This window comes from Synechococcus sp. NOUM97013 (assembly GCF_014279815.1).
GTDB lineage: Bacteria > Cyanobacteriota > Cyanobacteriia > PCC-6307 > Cyanobiaceae > Synechococcus_C.
Map to the genome: position 1 here is coordinate 923,497 of NZ_CP047941.1, position 20,325 is coordinate 943,821.

General features: G+C 61.8%; 14 protein-coding genes and 1 pseudogene. 2 read left to right on the forward strand and 13 right to left on the reverse strand.

Annotated features, from left to right (window positions below):
- Positions 1-22: 22 nt before the first annotated feature.
- Genes SynNOUM97013_RS04735 through SynNOUM97013_RS04755 form a run of 5 tightly spaced genes read right to left on the reverse strand, consistent with a single transcriptional unit; the run spans position 23 to position 7,028 of the window.
- Entirely contained in the window at positions 23-1,147 is a 1,125-nt protein-coding gene (locus SynNOUM97013_RS04735) for an FUSC family protein (protein WP_186480992.1), read from the reverse strand.
- Positions 1,147-2,085 carry an aromatic acid exporter family protein gene (locus SynNOUM97013_RS04740; protein WP_186480993.1) on the reverse strand — a complete coding sequence of 313 codons (939 nt, stop codon included), beginning with the start codon at positions 2,083-2,085 and terminating at the stop codon, positions 1,147-1,149. The genes SynNOUM97013_RS04735 and SynNOUM97013_RS04740 overlap by 1 nt, the downstream gene beginning before the upstream one ends.
- 16 nt (positions 2,086-2,101) lie before the next feature.
- Positions 2,102-3,004, reverse strand: a complete 903-nt coding sequence (locus tag SynNOUM97013_RS04745) for an LCP family protein (RefSeq protein WP_186480994.1) — start codon at positions 3,002-3,004, stop codon at positions 2,102-2,104.
- Between the two features lie 59 nt (positions 3,005-3,063).
- A complete protein-coding gene (locus tag SynNOUM97013_RS04750) occupies positions 3,064-5,190 on the reverse strand; it encodes a cation:proton antiporter (protein ID WP_186480995.1) in 2,127 nt (708 codons plus the stop codon).
- A complete protein-coding gene (locus SynNOUM97013_RS04755; RefSeq protein ID WP_186480996.1) occupies positions 5,190-7,028 on the reverse strand; it encodes an ABC transporter ATP-binding protein in 1,839 nt (612 codons plus the stop codon). The genes SynNOUM97013_RS04750 and SynNOUM97013_RS04755 overlap by 1 nt, the downstream gene beginning before the upstream one ends.
- 101 nt (positions 7,029-7,129) lie before the next feature.
- On the opposite strand from SynNOUM97013_RS04755, the gene SynNOUM97013_RS04760 reads away from it, so the two are divergent.
- Positions 7,130-7,330 carry a hypothetical protein gene (locus tag SynNOUM97013_RS04760; protein ID WP_186480997.1) on the forward strand — a complete coding sequence of 67 codons (201 nt, stop codon included), beginning with the start codon at positions 7,130-7,132 and terminating at the stop codon, positions 7,328-7,330.
- Positions 7,331-7,353: 23 nt separating this feature from the next.
- On the opposite strand, the gene SynNOUM97013_RS04765 is transcribed toward SynNOUM97013_RS04760, so the two are convergent.
- The 8 genes and pseudogenes from SynNOUM97013_RS04765 to SynNOUM97013_RS04800 form a co-directional block, all read right to left on the reverse strand.
- Complete coding sequence (locus SynNOUM97013_RS04765; protein WP_186480998.1) at positions 7,354-7,695, reverse strand: RNA-binding protein; 342 nt, start codon at positions 7,693-7,695, stop codon at positions 7,354-7,356.
- A 273-nt stretch (positions 7,696-7,968) separates the two neighbouring features.
- Positions 7,969-8,238 carry a hypothetical protein gene (locus tag SynNOUM97013_RS04770; protein WP_186480999.1) on the reverse strand — a complete coding sequence of 90 codons (270 nt, stop codon included), beginning with the start codon at positions 8,236-8,238 and terminating at the stop codon, positions 7,969-7,971.
- Between the two features lie 5 nt (positions 8,239-8,243).
- Positions 8,244-10,082 carry a DEAD/DEAH box helicase gene (locus SynNOUM97013_RS04775; protein ID WP_186481000.1) on the reverse strand — a complete coding sequence of 613 codons (1,839 nt, stop codon included), beginning with the start codon at positions 10,080-10,082 and terminating at the stop codon, positions 8,244-8,246.
- Between the two features lie 103 nt (positions 10,083-10,185).
- Positions 10,186-10,536, reverse strand: a pseudogene (locus tag SynNOUM97013_RS04780) (phosphomannose isomerase type II C-terminal cupin domain); the annotation flags it as partial.
- 38 nt (positions 10,537-10,574) lie between these two features.
- On the reverse strand, positions 10,575-12,263 hold the full coding sequence (locus SynNOUM97013_RS04785) for an ATP-dependent RecD-like DNA helicase (protein ID WP_255442990.1): 1,689 nt from the start codon (positions 12,261-12,263) through the stop codon (positions 10,575-10,577).
- Positions 12,260-15,916: a UvrD-helicase domain-containing protein gene (locus SynNOUM97013_RS04790; RefSeq protein WP_186481002.1), complete on the reverse strand. Its 3,657-nt coding sequence runs from the start codon at positions 15,914-15,916 to the stop codon at positions 12,260-12,262. The genes SynNOUM97013_RS04785 and SynNOUM97013_RS04790 overlap by 4 nt, the downstream gene beginning before the upstream one ends.
- The gene (locus SynNOUM97013_RS04795; protein WP_186481003.1) at positions 15,913-19,230 is read right to left on the reverse strand and encodes an exodeoxyribonuclease V subunit gamma; all 3,318 of its coding nucleotides are present in this window, start codon (positions 19,228-19,230) and stop codon (positions 15,913-15,915) included. Before SynNOUM97013_RS04795 ends, SynNOUM97013_RS04790 begins: the two co-directional genes overlap by 4 nt.
- Positions 19,224-19,880, reverse strand: a complete 657-nt coding sequence (locus SynNOUM97013_RS04800; protein ID WP_186481004.1) for a metallophosphoesterase — start codon at positions 19,878-19,880, stop codon at positions 19,224-19,226. The genes SynNOUM97013_RS04795 and SynNOUM97013_RS04800 overlap by 7 nt, the downstream gene beginning before the upstream one ends.
- A 111-nt stretch (positions 19,881-19,991) precedes the next feature.
- Here SynNOUM97013_RS04800 and SynNOUM97013_RS04805 point away from each other — a divergent pair, with 111 nt between their 5' ends.
- A complete protein-coding gene (locus SynNOUM97013_RS04805) occupies positions 19,992-20,213 on the forward strand; it encodes a hypothetical protein (protein WP_255442991.1) in 222 nt (73 codons plus the stop codon).
- Positions 20,214-20,325: the final 112 nt, after the last annotated feature.

The window sequence follows — 20,325 nt, forward strand, 5'->3', positions numbered from 1 at the left end:
ATCTTGCCGCTACAACCGGGCTTCAGCGATTGGCAGTGACAGGCTGCGATCCGGCCATGCCGGGCAGGCAGTCATGCAACACGGAGGCTCCATGGCGGATCAGTGAGCTGCGTTGAACGATCTGCCGCATGCGCGCCGTTGGCACTGTGCTGAGGGCTTCGCTGCCCACGCGATTCTCCAGGTTGGTGGTCATCTGTCTGGCCGCGGCTGCCAGGCTGTGATCCAGCGGCTTCAAGCCCACCAGGTCCAGCGATTGGTGTGCCCCTGGATCGAGCTGTCGCAGCAGCGCGGCTAAGCGCGATAGCAGCTCGATCTGTTGTCTGAGCACCTGTGCTTCCTCGTGGTGGAGCGTCTTGATCGCGGGCGGCGATTGGATCGGAGCCGGCAGGCCGCGCAGGCCATCCAGCACCGACATCAGCTGGGAGAGCAGCAGTTCCAGTTCAGCCCAGAGCCGATGCAGGGGATGCATCTCGGGATTCACACCGAGCTCCACTTGCGCTGTGGCCTGGAGCACTCGCACGGCATTGATTTTTGTCAGCAGCTGGGAGCGCCGCTCTCGGCGTTCCTGCATCGACAGTCGTGTGGGCACATCCGCTTCCAGGCGACCCACCTCCAGGCTGAAGTCCTGGATGATCGCGTCGATGAACGCTGCGAACTGGCGGTGCAGGGAAGGGATTGCTGCGCTGGGCCACACGTAGCGGGTCGCCCAGAGCGAAATCAGAATGCCGATCGCGGTCCAGAACAGTCGAGTGAATCCCCAGGTGGTTTCTTCAGCGCTGTGCACCAGCCAGCCCATGACCACGATGTTGCCCGCGACCTTGTAACCCACCTGCAGTCCCAGGGCTCCACCAAGCAGGCGCACGCTGGCCATGGCCAGGCCGATCCCCAGGGGGAGTGGCCACTCCAGGCCTCGGGAAAAGATGACCACGATCACCACTCCCATGAGCGATCCCAGCAAGCGCTGGATGCTCAGTCGCAGAGAGTTCCCATAGCTGCCGGAGAGCACCGCGGCGGTGGTGAGGGCGATGTAGTAGCCAAAGGGAATGCTGCTCAGCAAGCCGAATGCCGCCCCGAGGCCGGTCACCAGCGCGAGACGCAGGTCGGAGCGAACGAACCAGGGTCTAGAGGTTGGCGGAGAGGATCTCATCACAGTCCCCGTGCCCGATCCAGCCGTTGCTGGCTGTTCAGCAGCCTGCCGAATCGCGTCACCTGTTCCTCGAGGGCGATGCGTTGCGCCAGGGACAGTCCTGCTTCGTTCGAGTCGAGGCTCAAGCGGTCTGGGCTTCGAGGCTGGGCCCCTAGGTAGCGACCTAAGGCCGGGAGTTCATTGGCTGCGTGGTCTTTGTGCAGTCGCTCGATCAGCCGCTCCACCAGCATCCAGCGCACCTGTTGACAGCGCCACAGGCTCACGCACTGACGCCAGCGACCTTGATTGAGCCGCCTGACATGCCGCGGCCCCAGACTTTGTTCCACCGAGAGGATGCTCTGCATCTCGAGCACCAGCCGGGTGATCAAGGCGGGTTCGATGGGTGTGGGCGCTGCTGCTTGTCCCTGCAAAGCCAGGCTGTGGGCCTTCACGCGAGCGTGTAGGAGGGCATGCAGTTGCGCATGCACCGCTTGCAAGCGCGACATCCTGTTTTTGGGCCAGAGCAGACGGCCCACGATCAGCGCCACGAGGATGCCCACCAGGGTGTCGAGGCTGCGATTGAACACGTAGGTCCAATCGAGCTTGGTGTAAGCATCAATGCTCAGGAACATCACTGTGACCACCACAGCGGTGGACAGTCCGTTGCTCCAGCCCAGGCGTCGCAGCAGGGGGATGGTGATCAGCAGGCTCACGAGAATGCCGATCCAGCCGGACATGATCGTGTGCACCAGAAAGGTGATCAAGCCGCCGGCGATCGTTCCCAGGATCCGTCCACGTGCCGCCCGCAGACTGTTCTCATCTTGGTCGTCGATGACGAAGGTGACTGCGAGCAGCGGATACCAGGCGAAGGCAATGCGATCAAAGTGCTGCGCGATCGCACAGGTGATCAGGATGCTCAACCCGAGCCTGAGGCTCTGTTTCAGCAGATTCCCGTTCACGGATCGAGGCGGTGGATCAATACAGGAACTGCTGACGCTGACTGCTGGAATCGCTGTCGTCGCGACCACCCTGGTACACCGGCCATTCCGTGTCGAGATAACTGATGCCGTCTTCGTAGAAAGGGCGTGCGGGCAGGCGTTCAGTCTCGAGTTCCGTGATCCCCATCGCGGTGATCAGTCCACCCAGTTCCATCGCACCCAGATCGGTGTCGAGGTTCTGACCCGCGGCCTGAATCAGCGCAGGCAGGCGCACCAAGTTTTCCGGTCGGGTCATCGAGCCAAACAGACTTTTCAGCACGAGTTGCTGGCGGGCCAGGCGCCCTAAATCACCCTCCTCGTCGTGGCGCCAGCGCAGAAAACCCTCCAGGTCTTCACCCTGAAGCACCTGCGGACCTGGCTGGAGATCAATCAGCAGCCCCTGGCTTCTGTCGCGGTAATACAAACGTTTGGGGACGTCGACTTCGACGCCACCGACGAGATCGCTCAGGGTGCGAATGCCGTTGAGATTGACCAGGATGTGATGGTTGATCGGACGCCCCATCAACCGCGACAGTTCGGATTTGACGGCGTCCAAGCCGCCATAGGCATAGAGAGCGTTGGCTTTGACAGGCCCAAAGCTGTAGGAGTTGATGTAGCTGTCTCGGGGGATCTGCGTGATGGAGGTTCGGCCCCCTTCCACACGCAAAGTGAAAATGGCATCGGTGTTCCCACCACCCTCGTCGACACCAAGAACAAGAATTTCGCGGTTATCAAAAACAGACCAGGCGGAAAAGGGATTGCTTACCGGCAGCAGCGGCGGAGCATCAGCGTCTGTCGTCAAGGATCGGCTCAGCGGAATGGCCAGCAGGAAACCGCCAGTCAGCCCAATAGCAGCTGAGAGAAGGAGGGTTCCCGGGCGAACTTTTTTCGCTTGATCCATCACTTCAGGCTAGCCCAGTATTTGCGTTTTCTTAAGCATTTGGTTGCGCTGGTTTGCGGTCACGTCAATGGTTCGCTGATCACCATCGAAGCGCAATTCAGCAGCGAAACCAGGTTGCTGGTTCGATCACTGGCAGGGATCGGAAGTCCTGCCACCTGACGCCGTTGCGAGCGCAGGATCACCAGATCATGATCAAGGCTTTGGCGTTCGATCATCGTTTCCACACCCGGTCCCCGTTCCAGCTGGATCTGGATGCTGGTGCCCTGGCCATGGGTCGGTTGCCAGCGTCGTAGTTCCCGCTCGATCCTTGCCCGATCGGTGCGGTTGAACCGGGGATCAACGATGTGCAGCAAGGTGATCAGGCCGGCATCCGGTGAGGTGCTCGCCAGCACCCGCTGCGCCAGTTCGAACTGCTCTCGGGCGCTGGCGGACAGGTCTTTGATTGGAACGAGAATCCTTTGAAGATCCTCAACCTTGCGGTTGGCAAGATTGACCACGACGACAGGACAGTGCGCCGTACGACAGACACCATCCACCAGGTCGCCGAAGAACCAGCGCCTCAGGTTGTCCGGACGCCCCGCACCGATCACCAACAGGTCCGCGCTCTGTTCACGTGCACTGCGGCTCATCCCTGCGGCAATGTCTTCATCCAGGCGCAACAGGCAGCGGGTTCTGACCTTGAGCTGTTCACCGATCACTGCCGCCTGCGCGAGGCGTTCCCTGGCGGATGCCACGGCGTGGTTCACACCACCCCTGGCTTCTTCGAGGCTCGGACAGACCAGTGCCAAGGGCAGCAGACGCCCTTGCGTCTCGGCTCCGCCACTGAGCAGTCGTGAGGCGATATCCAGCAGTCCTTGTTCTGTCGAGGGATTGGCGATCGGCACCACGATGTTCAACGGTCGCCGCGCCACAGTCAGCGAGGTGTCGTCGCCGATGGCTGATGGTGCGTCGCTCAGGGGCGTTGCGTCGCGCGGACGGGTGGGTTCCACCAGCTGTCGCACGGAGCGTGCCGTCAGCAGAGGACCGAGGGTTGCCGTCACCACCATCATCGCGAGCACGGCATTGAGCACCGTTCGATCGAGCAATCCCGCTTCGTATCCGATGAAGGCTGTGGCCAGGGTCGCCGCCACCTGCGGCATAGCCAAGGACCACATCATCACCGTCTGACTGCCGTTGTAGTGAAAGGTTCGACCTGCAATCAGGCTGACCAAACCCTTGCAGGCGATCACGCCAAGCACCATCAGCAGCGGCATCTGGAAGTGGGTGATCGAGCTGCCAAGGCTGTCCAGATCAAGCAGCAGCCCGAGGTGGATGAAAAAGATGGGGATGAATAGAGAGGCTCCAACCAGGATCACTTGCTGCTTCGACTTGCCTTCCGGAAGAACCGAATTCACGGCAAGTCCAGCCAGAAATGCACCCACGATCTTTTCAACGCCCGCCACTTCCGCACCCAGCGATGCAATGAAAAGAATCAACAGAATCGTCAGGAAAATGCGACTTTCGTCATTGATGCTTCGCCTGAAAATTCGTCGCCCGACGATCCGGATCACGGTGACAATCGTGAGCGCGAAGATTCCCACGCTGGCGATCAAACCGAAGAGATTGCCCCATGAAAATGTCTGCTGGCCAAGGCCGATGGCAATGGCCAGCACCACCAGTGAGGCGATGTCCGTGAGGATCGTGCTCCCCACGCTGACCACCACGGCTTCATCGCGCTGGGCTCCATAACTGCGAACAATCGGATAGCCCAAGGGTGTGTGGGAGGCGATCAGCGTGCCGATCAGCAGGCAAGGAACTAGTGGGAAGCCAAAGACGAAACCGATGAGACCGCCTGTGGCCATGCCGAACAGGAAGTGGAGGATGCCGATGGTCAGCGATCGGCTGCGCACGCGGTTGAATTCTTCAAGGTCGATCTCCAGTCCAACGATGAACAGCAGATAAATGGCTCCGATGTCGGACACCAGCTGCAACGTTTCACCATCGGGCTGCAGCAGGTTCAGCACATCGGGTCCCATCAGGATCCCGGCCAGGAGCAGGCCAATTAGGTCAGGAAGTCCTGTGCGCCGGAAGAGAGGTGGCACCAGCATGGCGAGCGCCACGAGCAGGGCGAACGTCCCCAGGGGTTGATGAATCAGCTGCGCCAGCGACGCATGCCCCGGTGCTGCCGCCGCGAACGGTTGGATCATCAAAGGGTCAGTGCTTCATCTCGGCGCAACCCTGCCTGCACGCGCCAAAGATCGGCGTAGGCGCCGCCCTGATGCAGCAATTGGTCATGGGTGCCGTCTTCGACGATCCTTCCGTGATCCATGACAACAATGCGATCAGCATGGCGAACCGTGCTGAGGCGATGGGCAATCACCAGTGTGGTGCGGTTCTCCGTGATGTGCATCAAGGAGCGCTGAATGGCCGCCTCGGTGTCATTGTCGACGGCGGCTGTGGCCTCGTCGAGCACCAGCACTGGTGCATCTTTGAGGATCGCTCTGGCCAGAGCGATGCGCTGACGTTGGCCACCGGAGAGGCGCTGTCCGCGTTCCCCCACCACCGTGTCGAACCCTTGCGGCAAGGCTTCGATGAATGTGAGGGCTTCAGCCTGACGTGCCGCTTCGCGAACGGCTGATGCTGTCGCATCCGGTGCGCCATAGGCAATGTTGTCCCCCACGCTGCCGTGGAACAGGTAGATGTCTTGGCTCACCAGTGCAATCGCACGGCGCAGATCGCCAAGCTGCAATTGGTCAATGGCGATGCCATCCAGCAGGATCCTGCCTCGATTGAGGGGATACAGCCTCAGTAGCAATTTCACGAGAGAGCTCTTGCCCGAGCCGGTGGCGCCCACGATGCCAATGGTGTGACCCGCTGCGATGCTCAGATTGAAATTTTGCAGCAGTTCCGGACGGTCTCGATAGGCGAAGCAGACCGACTCGTAGCGAATCTCTCCCTGAATGTCTTGTGGATTCAGGCGCCGTTCTCCTCCGGCAATCAGCACCGGGGTGTCAATCAGGTCGAGCACCCGATTGGTCGAGGCCATGGAGCGCTGGTATTCGTTCAGGGTGCGGCCGAGGGTGGTGAGCGGCCAGAGCAGGCGCTGGGTGATGAAGACCAAAAAGCTGTAGGTGCCAACCCCAATGACACCGTTGAAGGCCTGCAGTCCTCCGATCAGCAGAATTGCCAGGAAGGCAAACAGGATGGCGAAGCGGATCAGTGGAATGAATGCTGCTGAGATGCGAATCGCCTGACGGTTGGATTGTCTGTAGGCCTCGCTTTCGCACCTGAGCTGTTCCAGTTCCCAGGATTCCCGAGCAAAACTCTTGATCGTGAGCATGCCTCCCAGATTGTTGGTGAGTCTGCTGGCCATGTCTCCGGCCCGTTGGCGCACTTCGCGGTACCGCGGTGCGAGCTGACGTTGAAAGCGGAGCGATCCCCAGAGAATCACTGGAATCGGCAGGAAGGCAAAGATGGCCACCTTCGGAGCCAGAACGGTCATGGCACCCCCCACCAGCAGCACTGTGGTGATCAGATGCAGCAGTTCGTTGGCCCCATGGTCGAGGAACCGCTCCAGCTGGTTGATGTCATCGTTCAACACCGTGAGCAGTCGACCACTGCTGTCCCGTTCGAAGAAATCCATCTCCAGCTTCTGGAGATGGTCATAGGCCTCCAGCCGCAGGCTGTGTTGCGCGCTCTGGGCCAGATTGCGCCAGAGGATTCCGTAGAGGTATTCGAACAACGATTCCGCTGTCCACACCAGAAACGACAGCACCGCCAGCGTGATCAGCTGGCTGGCCACCGTGGTGGCGCCAAGTTGGGAGAGCCAGGAGGTGTCCTGTTCCGCTACCACGTCAACGGCCAGTCCGATTAGCACCGGTGGAGCCAGATCAAACACCTTGTTGATCACGGAGCAGGTTGCAGCGAGCCAGACCCGCCGTCGGTAAGGCCGCAGGTGCTGAATCAGTCGTTTCAGCGGCGAAGCTGTTGTGCTCGAGACCTGAGCATTGGTTTGAAGCTTGGCTTGAACGTTTGCTGAGGCCATCCGCGCTGGTTGTCCAGGCGTTTATTCAAGCGTTGTGTTGCTGATGCACTGTTCTGACCCGTCAGAGGCGATAGACCGGAATCAGGAGCTGAGGAGTTTGTATGGCCCGAACACGCGCAATGAATCGCTTCCACCGCTATTTGGCTCGACGTCACCGCCACGATCTGCGTTGCAATGTTCCAATGCTGCGTCCCGAACTCGTCGAGTCCGAACCCCTGGACGTCAGTGGGCGTTTGATTCAGCGAGCCCTGAGTCGTGATGAACGACTGGACCTGATGCTGGTGGAGGAGCCAGCTCTCTGAGCTGACTCCCCTTGGTGATTAGATCACCAGCGGTTGCCGCCGCCACCGCCGTAGCCGCCGTCACCACCGCGACCGCCGCCGCCACCGCCGTAACCACCGCGGCCGCCACCGCCACCGGTGCGCTCACGAGGGGTGGCTTTGTTCACGCGAATCATGCGACCCATCCACTCCACGTTCTGGAGATCGTCGATGGCTTTTTGCTCATCATCATCGCTGTTCATTTCGACGAAGCCAAAGCCGCGCTTGCGACCGGTTTCGCGGTCGAGGGGAAGGCTGGCGCTCTTCACTTCGCCGTACTGGCTGAACAGGTCAAGCAGGTCTTCCTGCTCAGCCTGGAAGGAGAGGTTGCCGATGTAAATGGTCATTTCCTGTTGGGACCGAGGGGGGTGTGATCAGTGAAGCCGTGGTCCGAAAAGGAAAGTCCTTGATGCTGAAGCCAAAAAGCTGAAGCCTGGGGGAGCGAGCCGATCAGAGCCGAACGTTGATGCTGAACCTTTCCAAGCTACAGCCCTGTCGGAGCCAAACAGGGGGATGGTGGGGGCGATCTGACGAGTGACCTTTGACGCAATCAGCACTCGAAGGGCGATCTCGCCCGTGGGCTGCTGACGATTTCGGGCCAAACCCAGCCCCCTGATGAATCACATCTTGAACTGCTCGGCGGCTTTCTGCTTGCAGGTCTCCTGCGCCGTCTGGATCGAACGGCCCTCATTCACTTGCTTGAGAAAGCAGTTACAGGTGAAATCACCCATGCCTTCTGGCGGTGTCTCGCCAGCCTGGGCCATGGCGGCATGGAAACCAGCAAGGCACAGACGGGTGATGGTGCTTTCCCCTTCCGCGGCCCCGGCAGGAAGAGACGGTGTGATCAGCAGGCCGAGAGCCATGCTGATCAACGAAAGGCGGCCGACCATTGCGTTCAGGAGGCTTGGGTGATCTGGAGCTCCCGGTTCATGACCTTCAGTCGCCGGAGAGAGTTATAGACATCCTCGGGCATCCCTTTGGGAAGGTCCACAAGGCTGTGATTATCGAAAATCTGGATGCGTCCGATCATCCGGCCCTGAAGCCCTGATTCGTTGGCAATCGCACCCACAAGGTTGCCGGGTTTGACACGGTCGCGATGGCCGACTTCAACCCGGTAGCGGGTCATGTTGTCTTCCGGAGGGCGGGATTCGCGATCCACGCGGCGGCGATCACGGCCGCGATCCCCACGACGGTCGTCGCGACGATCGCCTCGGATCGGCATTTTCAGCCAGCTTTCGTCGCCCTGCACCAGCAATGGCTGATCACCGACAGCCATTTTGAGGGCGGCGACAGCCAGCTGTTCCATCCCCAGCTCATGCTCGAGACCCACGCGCTGGATCAGCTCTCTGAGCAGCTCGGTTTCTTCATTGGCTTCTGCTGTGGCTTGCTCACTGAGGCGACCGCGCAGCCGATCCAGACGGCTCTGGTTGATCTCGGCATTGTTGGGGATGTCCATCGGCTCGATGGCCTGCCCCACAGCCCGTTCGAGGTTGCCGACGAAGCGACGTTCACGCGGCGTGATGAACAAGATGGCTTCGCCGGTGCGTCCAGCGCGTCCTGTTCGTCCGATGCGGTGCACATACGCCTCGCTGTCGAAGGGCATGTCGTAGTTGATCACCAAGCCGATGCGATCAACGTCGAGTCCACGGGCTGCCACGTCGGTGGCCACCAGGATGTTCACCGTGCCCTTGCGCAGGCGGTCCACGGTCCGTTCGCGTTGGTTCTGAGGCACATCGCCGTTCAGAACCGCAACGTCGTGGCCAGCGGCCTCCAGGGATTCGGCGACGGTGAGTGTGATCGCCTTGGTGCGGGCGAAAATGATCACGCCTTCCCCAGTGACCGCCTCCAGCACACGGTTCAGTGCTTCCAGCTTGTGTGAGTTCTGGAGCGTGATCGAGCGTTGTCGAATCCGCTTCGCTTCACGATCCTTGGTCTTGATCGTGATCTCAGCAGGTTCGCTGAGGTAACGCTTGGAGAGTCGACGGATTTCATTCGGCATGGTGGCCGAGAACAGCACCACCTGACGCTCTTCGGGCAGTTGATCGAGGATCCACTCCACATCGTCGATGAAGCCCATGCGCAGCATTTCATCGGCTTCATCCAGCACCAGGCTGCGCAGTCCTGAGGTGTTCAGGGTGCCCTGGCGCATGTGATCCATCACCCGACCTGGGGTGCCGACCACCACGTCGACGCCCCGTTTGAGGGCGTGGATCTGGGAGCGGAAATCCGAGCCTCCGTAGATCGCCAGCACATTCAGATGAGGATGTCCCGCGGCATAGGCCTTGAAGGAATCAGCCACCTGCATGGCCAGCTCGCGGGTTGGGGCCAGCACCAGCACCCGCGGGTCAGGGCTGCGGCCTTCCAGGCGCTCCAGCAGCGGCAGTGCGAATGCGGCCGTCTTGCCGGTGCCGGTCTGGGCCTGTCCCACCAGATCGCGGCCCAGCATCAACTCAGGGAAGGCTGCCTTCTGAATCGGTGAAGGTTCCTTGTATCCCTTGGCTTCAAGAGTTTTCAGCAGTGCATCACTGAAGCCGAAGCCGGCAAAGCCGGATACTTCAGCAGCGTCCTGGTTGGTGTCGGAGCTGCTCGATTCGGCGCTGCTGGTGTCAACCGTGGGTTCGATCACGGTGGTGAACAGTTCCGACTCGCTCTCGGCTTTCGCGGACTCGGGGAGTTCAGAAACAGTGAGATCCACGGCGCAGGGCTCAGTGGCCTGCGATTGCATCTGGGTCATGTCGTAGAGGCTTGCCGCCTGATTGATCCTTCAAATCAGGCTTGCAACGTCCAATCGGCAAATGCCGCGCTGTATTGCTTGCCTTCTGTTCAAAGGTGAAGAGTCAAGGTATCACCCTCCCGAAGTCATCTTCCAACCGTTCGATGTCGGATTCCCGCAAAACGGTGCCGCGTTGCACTTCGATGATCAACAGATCGCCCACACCTCCACGGGCCCGATGAAGGGCACCAACGGGAATCTCGAAGGTGGTGCCAGCGCTTGCATCCAGCCATTTGCCGTCGCAGTAGAGCGACCCGTGACCGGCCGCCACCACCCAGTGCTCGCTGCGATGGCGATGCCGCTGCAGGCTGAGCCGTGCGTTCTCCTTCACCAGCAAACGTTTGACCTTGTAGCCAGGTCCTTCCGTCAGGTTTTCGTACCAGCCCCAGGGACGCTCGACCCGTGTTGTCACGTCTTGCTCCCCTGTTGAACGATGTCTCCAGGATGCCGCTGTTAAGCGTCGCTGCCAGTGACTGTGCTTCCAGTGACCGTGGCAGCCAGTCGCACGATGGTCAGATGGCGACGCGCGCGGGTCATCGCGGTGTAAAGCAGCGATGTGGTCGGCCGATCGTCCTGGGGTGGCCAGAGCAGGATCACGTCATCCGCTTCGCTCCCCTGCGCTTTGTGGATCGTCAGCGCCAGGGCGGGCTGGAGCTGTTTGACGCGCGCTGGATGTAGCAGGCGACAGGAACTGTTGCCCGCATCATCACTGCAGCGGAACAACAGCCTGCGGCTGGCGCCTTGGCCGATGCAGATTCCGAGATCACCATTGGCGAGCCCTAGTTCCGTCTGGTTGTCACTGCAGAGCACCGGCAGTCCTTCCGGCCATGCGTCTGGACCTTGGCCCGCCACCAGCTGCCGGTGCAGCGTCTCGACACCCCAGAGTCCCCGACGCCGTGGGCACAACACCATCAGGGAGTCGAGTTGCTCCAGCAGTGCATGCGCCTGGTGCGGGTCAGGCTCGCCTTCGGCGGAGATGCTCAGCGCCTGAGAGGCCTTTCTCAATGCGTTCATGTGTTGATGGAGGGCCTTCAGCACGGGGTCGGGTAGTCGCGTTGATGGCGTGAGGATCGGCTTGACGTTCGAGGCGTCATCCAGTGCCGATACGCCTTGCCAGAAGGCGTCCGGCCCGTCTTGGCAGAGCCCGTGGCTCAAACGAGCCAGATCGCCACGGTTGCGGTACACCGCTTGGAGACGGATGGATGCCTGCCCGAATCGCTGGTGGAGGCCCTCTGACTGCAGTTTCTGCCAGACCGCGCCCACCCCGATCGGTGGAAGTTGATTTTCATCGCCGACTAGCACCAGTTGTGCGCTGTCAGGCAGGGCATCCATCAGTGCCTGGGCCAGGTTGAGATCCACCATCGACATCTCATCCACCACCAGCAGATCGAGGCCTAAGGGGTGTCTGCGGTTGCGGCCGAATCCTCCCGGTCTGGACTGGAGCAATCGGTGCAGCGTGGTGCAGGGGAGTCCGGCGGTGGTCGGATCGCGTCGCACGGCCTCCTGCAGGCGGCGGGCCGCCTTGCCCGTTGGTGCGGCGAGATGGATGCGCAGCTCACCACGGTCGTGGATCGCCCGCAGCAACATGGCCTTCACGGTGCTGGTTTTGCCCGTGCCTGGACCTCCGCTGAGCAACACCAGCCGGTGACGGCTGATGGCTTCCACCGCTGCCTGCTGTTCGTTGTTGAGCTGCGCATTGCTGTTGCTGTGGGAGCTGAGGGAGCTGTGGCGTGGTGGCTGGTGCGTCGAACGCTGTCCCGTGGGGCTCAGCCGGCTTCGCTGCACAAGGCAGTTCTCCAGCGCGGTCATGCCCTGATGCCAGCGCTGCCACAGCAGCTGGTCGCCGTTCAACACCATCAGGGCGGGGTCTTCGCTGAGCCAGCCGCTGCGGTCCAGGGCCTGGCGGTGGGTGGAGGGCCACCCCGCGGCCGACAGGCCTTCGGGCTCGGGCGCACGATCGCCGAGGTTCACGCTCATTTCACCGCGACCGAGGGCGTGGGTGAGTGCCTGCACGAGATCCTGCAGCGCTGTCTGCTCTAGGGGTGTCAGTTGCTTGGGCAAGGGACGGCGGCGGGTCAGCATCGCCATCAGTCCCCGGCTGAGGGCTTGTGCTGCAGCGTTGTCCAGCGGTTGTTGGCTCACGCGTCACCTCGCAGCACAGCGTCGAGCTTCTGCAGGCGCTGCAGGGGTGCCTGTTCGAGAACGACACCGCCTCCGTGCTGTGGGGAGACTCCCCTCAGGAACACGTAGGCGTAGCCACCCAGATGGCGATCCGGCTGGTAGTCGTCCAGTCGCCATTGCAGGAATCGGTGTAGGGCGACGAGATACAGATGAGCTTGAAGCGGGTAGTGATGCAGCCGCATCTGATCCTCCATCGCGGCCTGGGTGTAATGGCGTGGACCGCAATGCAGGGGGCGTCCAGCACTGTCGCGCTCGCCGATCCAGTTGCTCTTCCAGTCAGCAACCCACCAGCGTGCGGTTCTGAGATCCTCGCCATCGGTGAACACCAGATCAATGGAGCCCGTGAGAAAGCCGCGGCTGATGAACGCAAGCTCTTCCAGGGCGTTGGCGTAGTCCGCTCCGAAACGCTGTTTGGGTTCGGTGCAGAAGGCTGCTGCGAGATGTTGAGGGCGAACGGCTCGTCCTTGGTGTGCCACCGGTAGATCGAAGCTCAGTTCATGTAGGCGGCGGCCAGGATGCAAGTCCTGGAGACGGAGGTCTCCCAGAGGACCGCCGAGCGGTGTCTGCAGCAGGGTGGTCAGTCCCTCCAGAACGGCACCTGTCAGGTCGGTGTCGAGACCGGAACGACGCAGTTCGCGCTGCACAAGTTCCTCGTTCTCGGGTCGCGCAACCGGTTGCTCGAAGGGAATCTGCTCGAGGATGCGATGCAGACAGTCCCCGGCGTTGGCACCACGGGGAAAGCTGCCGAGGGGGCTGTCCTTGCTATCGCCTTCAGGGCTGGGTGTTTCAGCAGCAAGGCTGCTGAGGTCGTCACCGGTGCGGGCATCCATATCGCGTCCCTCTTCGACACTGCGCGGGTCTTGGCGGTTGATGGGAGGGGTCGCGTGGTTGGCAATCCAGGCGGAGTAGCTGCTCCGGCCCCAGCTGCGGTCGAAGCCTCGGGTGGGGATGGGGCCGCATTCCAGATCCTGCGTGCTGACGCGTGGACGCCAGCGACCAGGCTGAGGACAGGGTTCGGCAGCATGGACGCTGATCCATGGGGACGGTGATTCCGCCTGCCCCTCCAGCCAGGGCGCGAGCGGGTTGCCGTCCTGTTGGGCCGCTTGGGCCTGGAACAGCACGAGATGCCGTTCCGCACGTGTCACGGCGACATAGGCGAGGCGTTCAGCCTCAGCGCGCTGTTCTCGCGCTTCATCCATGGCGAGACGGTGGCCCATTCCCCAGTGGGTGTTGAGCGCCACGCACCAGCCGCTGGTGGACTCATCCGCTTGGTTGCGCCACAACGGCCCTTTGGCGGGTGAGGGTGCCTCCCAGAGGTAAGGACAAATCACCACGGGGTATTGCAGCCCTTTGCTGCGGTGCACCGTGACAACGGCAATGGCGCTGGCGGCGAGATCGCTGTAGGGCTGACGTTCGTCTGGAACGGAGTCCGGGGGATGCAGGCGTTGTCGTCGCAGCCAGTCCGCACCACTGGCGGCATCGAGGCCCTGGCGATGCATGGCGTCCTGCACCAGGCGTGCGCATTGCTGCAGGTCTCCGAGCAGCCGGCCGCGGCTGGAGAGATCGGCCACGGTTTGGCCGTCTATCACTTGGGCCAGACACCCCATTAACCCGAGTGTTGGCAGCTCCTGCGCAAGCTGCTGAATCTGGGCCGCCAGCTGGTCAAGTCGACCGTTGCTCTCCGCGACGTCCAGGTCGTCATGGCGCCATTGCAGCAAGGACGACACGGCCAGTTCGCGCAGTCCGCTGGAGTGCGCCGGGCGTGCCAGGGCATCCAGGAACGTCTGGAGGTCTGTCGCGCCCTGGCTGCTGAACACGTCCCCCTGACTGACCAGACGACTGGGTAATCCCGATGCCGCCAGCTGACGGCGAATGGCCTCGGCTTGGCGATGACGGCTGACGAGAATGCAGATATCCGACGGGTCGAGCTCCGGCACGTCCGACATGGTCGTGAGGATCAGCGCAGCGGTGATGGCCGGGATGCGCTCCTCAAGCGTTGTTCGACTGGTCTGTTCTGCATCCTCTTCAGGATTGATCTCAAAAAGCTGTAGAGATTGGTTTCCCTCACTGAGCGGCAGTGGGCTGACGGAGGCTCGAGGGGTCACCGCCGGCACGTGCAGTTCCGAGTGCTGCAGTCCAGGAGCCATCAGGTCATTCATCCCCTCCATCAGGGGCGATGTGGTGCGTCGGTTGTCGAGCAAGTCATCGATGCGCTCCACAGCACGACGGGCGCGCTTGTAGGTGTTGAGATCTCCACCCCTGAAGCGATAGATCGCCTGTTTGGGGTCACCCACCATCAGCAGCAGGTGTTCCGGCGTGCTGAAGGCCGTCTGCATCAGCCTCCATTGCAGTGGATCGGTGTCTTGGAACTCGTCGATCAGAGCGACGCGGTAGCGCGCTCGCAGCGGTTGGATCCAGGCGCCCGCATGTGCCGACTGTTTGGGGTCGAGGGCATCCAGCAGACCTGAAAATCCGATCACTCCCCGTTGACGGCGTCGTTCCGTGATCTGCTGCAGCCCGCGACTCAGCAACAGTCGCCAGGTCTGCTCGGCGGGACCATCCCACAGATCGGCGATGGCCTCCTGCAGATCCGGTGCGGGGGTGCTGGGGTTGGTTTCTCCGCAGGCGCGAGCGGTTTTTTCGAAGCTCCCGGGATGAAAGTAGCTCCCTAGTAGTGCCTGACTGCGCACGTCAGCGTAACTTGGACGTTCCTGTTCTGAAACGAGAACGTGCTGAAGCCAGGTATCGAGCTCCTGGCTGCGATCCTTCCTCGGCTTCGGGCTGAAGGGTTTGGTCTCCTTGCAGCCATGGTCTCGCCATTCGGCGGCGCAGGCTCGGAAGGCTTGCTCTAAGGCACTGCCGCCGTCCCTCCACTGTTCGCAGAATCGACTCCAGCGCCGTTGCATCCACCCTTCAAAGGCTTCAGTCAGGGGCTGCTCCGCCTCGATCGGCTCCGCGTCGGAGCCGATGCTCACCGCGCAGTCTCCATCCAAGCGTTGCAGTTGCATGGTCAATGCATCGGCGTTGAGCCCCGCTTTCAGCAATCCCGCCAGATCGCCTGGGGCCAGTGCGAGAACGTGCTCTCGCCAGAGGTCATGGGCCACGTTCTGGGCCAGGGTCCAAGGATCGTCGTCAAGGCTCAGTTCCAGAGCCTGTCCGCTCTGCAAGGCCTGCCGGCGCAAGGTGCGCCGGCAAAACCCATGGATGGTGGTGATGTCTGCGCGTTCCAGGGCTTCCAGTGCTTCCAGCAACCGGCTCGCCAGAGTCCTGCGCTGACCGGAGTTGTGCCCGTGCCGCTCCAGCCATTCCGCCAGCACCGCATCTGTGCTGTTCAGCTCTGCCTGATTGCTCTCCCGTTGCAGCAGGCCCTGCAGTGCGCCATCGAGACGGCGGCCGATCCTGTCGCGTAGTTCATCGGCCGCGGCTTCGGTGAAGGTCACCACCAGCAGCTGGTCCAGAGGCAGCTGCTCTTCCACCACCAGTCGCAGCACAAGGTGTGCGAGAGCGAAGGTTTTTCCCGTGCCTGCACTCGCTTCCAGCAGGCGCACCCCAGGCGTCAGGGGATAGCTGTTGGGGTCAAAGCGCTGGTTGGCTGCCGCTGCGTTCGGACTCATCGACAGCGGGCCTCGAGCAAGGGCTGATACAGCGCCGCAAAGGCTGTTTCAAACCTTGGATCCTGCAGCAGCAGTTGCGCGTCACAACCGTCGCCGAAGCAAAGGCTCAGTTCGGACTGATCGCGCTCCGCCCAGAGGCTGAAGCCCCCTTGCCAGCGATTGGTGAAAGCCCGGTTCGCGGCGTCCTTGCCCTTCGCCAGCGACAGGGCTCGCGCCAGGCCGCTCTCTGGCGGAACGGGCCAGCACTGCTCCATGCCCTGTGTCGCCAGCCCCTGCAGCATCCCGATCTGATGCATCGCCTCGTCCGGTGTCATCGTCTGCCAGCGCATCGCGATCTGAAATTGATCCGCCTTGGCACTGCCTTCAGGCCTGCAGATCACGGCACTGCTGCAGGGGGCATCACCCAGCTGCACGCAGAGATGCTGAAGCCACGCCTGCAGCAGCGTTCTGGCGCGCAGTTTCGACGTGCTGATGTGCACGGCAATCTCGCCGGCCATCAGTTGGCTGGTGTTTAGCGGAGTGGTATCTGACTGGCGGTGATGCACCGGGCCGAGGCTGAACAGGGTTTGCTGCAGGTTCTGCCAGCGTTGTTCAAGCTTGTCCTGATCCAGTTGTGCCGCCGCGCCTGGAGGCATCAGGCCCTGGCCACAGCACCGCGCCCGCCAGTCCACGTGGTCGAGCTGCTCCCAGCGTGTGTCTGGATGGTCAGCGAGCTGATCCAGTTGTTCGGCCAACCGTTCCCTGATCAATTGATGGCGATTCAGCTCGTCCATCGACAGAGGCGAGAGATCGTCGACCGCATCGCACCATTCGCCCGCTTCGATGCCCTGCCGTTTGAGCCAGTCGCTTTGAGGTGCGTGCAGCCAAAGGTTGAGGGTTTCGATCGCTTCAGGCTTGAGCACAGCCTTGGCCTGCATCTCCGCTTGTCGCCATTGCAAGGGCATCGCCAACCCCAAGCTGGGCCGCTGGGGTTGACCTTGCAGCTGCACCTCGAGGTTTCGGCGCGCATCCAGCAGCCGACGGTCGCGAGAGATCGCAGCCGTTGTGGCTGTGGCTTGAAAATTGCCAGCATCCAGCGGATTGGCCGGTGGCTCGATCTTCAGCTCCTCCATGGCCTGGGTTCCCAGCTGCTCTTCCAGCAGGCTCAGCCACTGCTGGACGGGTGGACAAGGGGGAAGCGCGTCGCCGCGGCGTTCATCGCGACTGTTCCAGCTAATCAGCAGGTGTTGCCGCGCTGACATCAACGCCTCCAGCAACACGTAGCGGTCTTGATCGGTGCTGCTGGGATCGCCGAGTCGCCGTTGCAGTTCCAACAGATGAAAACCTGCCCGCTCCTGATGGCGTGGGAACGACGCGGCGTCCAGTCCCATCAGCACGATCGCCCGGTGGGGAATGGCCCGCATCGGCTCCAAGGCGCTCACGGTCAGGGCCCCGCTGCGATGGCCAAACCGGCCGCTGTCTGCGGAGAGCGCTTCCTCCAGCACTTGGATCACCACAGCCACATCCAAATGCAGGGAGCAATCAGCTGCCTTTTGTTGCCAGGTGTCCAGGCTTTGCTGGATCGCCTGCCATTCCCAGTCCCAATCTCCACCGTCGAGAAACAGATCCTGAAGCAGGCCCCGTAGACGTTCCACCCATACCGGACATGGCGCACTGACGCGTAATCGGCTGATCCAAGCCGCCAGGCGGTCCAGTAAGGGCCACCAGAGTTCCAGCTCCTGAAGGCTCACATCGGTTAATGCCGGTGCACAGTCACCCAAGGCCAGTCCCGGTTGCTCTGGAAGGGTGAGGCCCAGCAGCCAGCGGTCGAGGCACCATCGCAGGCTGTGGCTGTCGTCTCCCCTGCGCTCGCTGGCATCGAGGCCCCAGCGAAAGCCACTGCGCTGCAGCGCTGAGGTGATGGCCATCGCATCGTTGGAGCTGATGCTCTGCAGGGCCTGCAGCGCCGGATTGCCCAGCAGGGTTTCGAGTCCACTGGCGGTGAGCCGATCGGCACTGAGACGCAGCAGGGTCATGAAAGCCTGCTGCAGCCCTGGGCAACTCTGCTGGCTGCGGTCGGTCAAGCGCCAGGGCAGGTCCACCCCGGTGGCATCCTGATCGGAGAACACCGAGGCCAGCAGCGGTGCATAACGCTCCACATCGGGTGTCATCACCAGAACATCGCGGGGCTGAAGGGTGGGATCGTCAGCCATCCAGCCGAGGATGCGGTCACGCACCAGCTGCACTTCCCGCCAGGGTCCTGCACAGCCCATGAATTGGAGCGATTGATCACGCTCAGGCATGAACAGCTGGCTTGGCTCAGCCTCTCCAGCGGCCAGCTGGCGCTGCAGCTGCTCCAGCAGGGTTGGAGCAGCGGGATCACCGTTGTTCATGGCGGTGGGATCGGCGAAGAGATCGCCCTGCTCCCAGCTGCCGAGCATGCAGTCACCGCTGCCCTCCAGCAGTAGCTGGAATTCAGCTCCCATGCGGCCCAGGATTCCCTCCAGGCGTGGGGCTTCGATCAGCCAAGAACCATTCGGTGAGTCCGTCCAGTTGTCGCCTAGCTGACGTCGGCGCCGTTGCGAGCGCTGCCAAAGATCCGGGCAGGGGGTCAGCAGGAAGAGTTCCACGCTGATGTGGCCAGCAAGGGCCTGCAACAGATTCACCTGAACCGGCGCCAGATTGCTGACGCCGAAAAGACGCAGGCGGGGCGGCAGAGGTTGAGCCGGCTGCTGGCCATTGCGCAGTTTCAGAACCGCCTGTTGCACCTGGAGGCCAAACGGTTGGCAGGGCAACTGCTTGGCGATGGCCCGGGCCAGAACGGGTTGCCATTGCAGTCCCTCAGGCAGCGTTGTGCCGCTCTCACCAGCCAGCCATTCGGCAAGTTCCTGCGGCCTATACAGCGCATAGTCGTCCATCGCATCGGCGAGGCCCCGCGCCAGTTGCCATTGGTCTCTGTTGAGCTGTCCAGGCGCGCTGTGATGGCGTTCCCACCACTGACGCAGGCTGGCGGCACTGTCGTGCTCCAGCAGGTCTGGCAACACTTTCAGAACGGTCCATACCAGGCGTTCCGCGCGCCATGGATCGTCACTGGCTTCGTCGGCACTGAGCACGGCGTGCACCAGTTGCCGCAGCCGGCTTCCTGGGAAAGGGAAACGCACCAAGGCGCTGATGCCATTGACGGCGGCGAGCTGCTCCCCCAGCCAGCGGCTTGTGGGCCAGGTGTTCACCACCACCTCGAGTTGTTCGAAGGGCCCCGGGGCGTCAAGCCTCAGCTCATGGGCCAGCAGCTGGGCCAGCAGCTCTGCCCGATTGCTGCGGTAAACCTTCAGCAAGGCACCCCGGTGGTCAGGGGCCGCTGTGGGCGATGGACGGCTTGGTCCTCGGGCTGTCCGATCACTTGCACAACGGCACGGGTTTCAGGGCAAAACGCTGTGAGCAAGCCTCCATAGACCGCGCCCGTGTCGATCATCACGATCTGGCCACGATGTTCCACCGCAGGTCGGGGGGTATGCCCCACCACGACTGTTCCGTAACGGCCGTCGTAACGCTCCCAGAACGACTCACGCACATCCAGATCCGGTTGGCCTTGCTCGTCGAAACCGGCATGGGTGGCCACCCATCCATGGCCGCGATACACGCTTGGAAGTGTGCTGAGTCGTTGCAACCATTCCCGCGTCTGTTCCTCTCCGAGCTGGCGGTAGGTCTCGATGGTCAGCAGATCAGCGCAGCTTGCTGTTGGCCCTGCCTTGAGACTGTCGATCAAGGTCTGCTCGTGGTTGCCCCGCAGCCAGGTGGCGCGTCCACTGCTCACCAGATTCCAAACGCGATGGATGCAATCCGCGATGTTCGGGCCTCTGTTGATCACATCACCGCAGAACACCAAATGATCCGTGGTGGGAAGCACCGCCAGCAGACGCTCCAACGCGTCATCGCAACCGTGAACGTCGCCAATCACCCAGTGGTGGCCGCGGGGGGACGCCATTGCGATTGCTTCGCTCCGGAGGATCTGAACTGCCTGGCGAGGCTTTTCAGAAATATCCACTACGTTAAAGCCCCGCTAAGCCGAGCCATGGACCCTCGTTCATTGTCACCCTTGCGCCGGGTTCAGTTGCTTGTGCAAGCGCTCGACGGCGCTAAAAAAACGAACGAGGCTCTTGCACACTGCACGGACGGTGAAGAGATGCTGGACGTGCTGCTGGGCGCGTCTCAAAAGCTGGGGCTAGGTCTGACGCGGGAACAGCTGCGCAACACACCGCCAATTCGCGACTGGGTGTGGTGGAAAAACAAAGAAGCCCTGGTCACGATTGGTAATTAATCGCGCGTTCATCGGATTCAATGAATCCGATGAACAGCATCACTATCTCGTGTCGCACTCTTGCTGAAGTGCAATACATTGGCCATACTCAATAAGCTTTTTGTTTTTTGGA

What these genes read in the sequence shown, in the direction of transcription:
- SynNOUM97013_RS04790 (WP_186481002.1), bottom strand. Translation starts at nt 15,916, where the DNA reads ATGAGTCCGAACGCAGCGGCAGCCAACCAGCGCTTTGACCCCAACAGC.
- SynNOUM97013_RS04765 (WP_186480998.1), bottom strand. Translation starts at nt 7,695, where the DNA reads ATGACCATTTACATCGGCAACCTCTCCTTCCAGGCTGAGCAGGAAGAC.
- SynNOUM97013_RS04755 (WP_186480996.1), bottom strand. Translation starts at nt 7,028, where the DNA reads ATGGCCTCAGCAAACGTTCAAGCCAAGCTTCAAACCAATGCTCAGGTC.
- SynNOUM97013_RS04735 (WP_186480992.1), bottom strand. Translation starts at nt 1,147, where the DNA reads ATGAGATCCTCTCCGCCAACCTCTAGACCCTGGTTCGTTCGCTCCGAC.
- SynNOUM97013_RS04745 (WP_186480994.1), bottom strand. Translation starts at nt 3,004, where the DNA reads ATGGATCAAGCGAAAAAAGTTCGCCCGGGAACCCTCCTTCTCTCAGCT.
- SynNOUM97013_RS04775 (WP_186481000.1), bottom strand. Translation starts at nt 10,082, where the DNA reads ATGACCCAGATGCAATCGCAGGCCACTGAGCCCTGCGCCGTGGATCTC.
- SynNOUM97013_RS04750 (WP_186480995.1), bottom strand. Translation starts at nt 5,190, where the DNA reads ATGATCCAACCGTTCGCGGCGGCAGCACCGGGGCATGCGTCGCTGGCG.
- SynNOUM97013_RS04760 (WP_186480997.1), top strand. Translation starts at nt 7,130, where the DNA reads ATGGCCCGAACACGCGCAATGAATCGCTTCCACCGCTATTTGGCTCGA.
- SynNOUM97013_RS04770 (WP_186480999.1), bottom strand. Translation starts at nt 8,238, where the DNA reads ATGGTCGGCCGCCTTTCGTTGATCAGCATGGCTCTCGGCCTGCTGATC.
- SynNOUM97013_RS04800 (WP_186481004.1), bottom strand. Translation starts at nt 19,880, where the DNA reads ATGGCGTCCCCCCGCGGCCACCACTGGGTGATTGGCGACGTTCACGGT.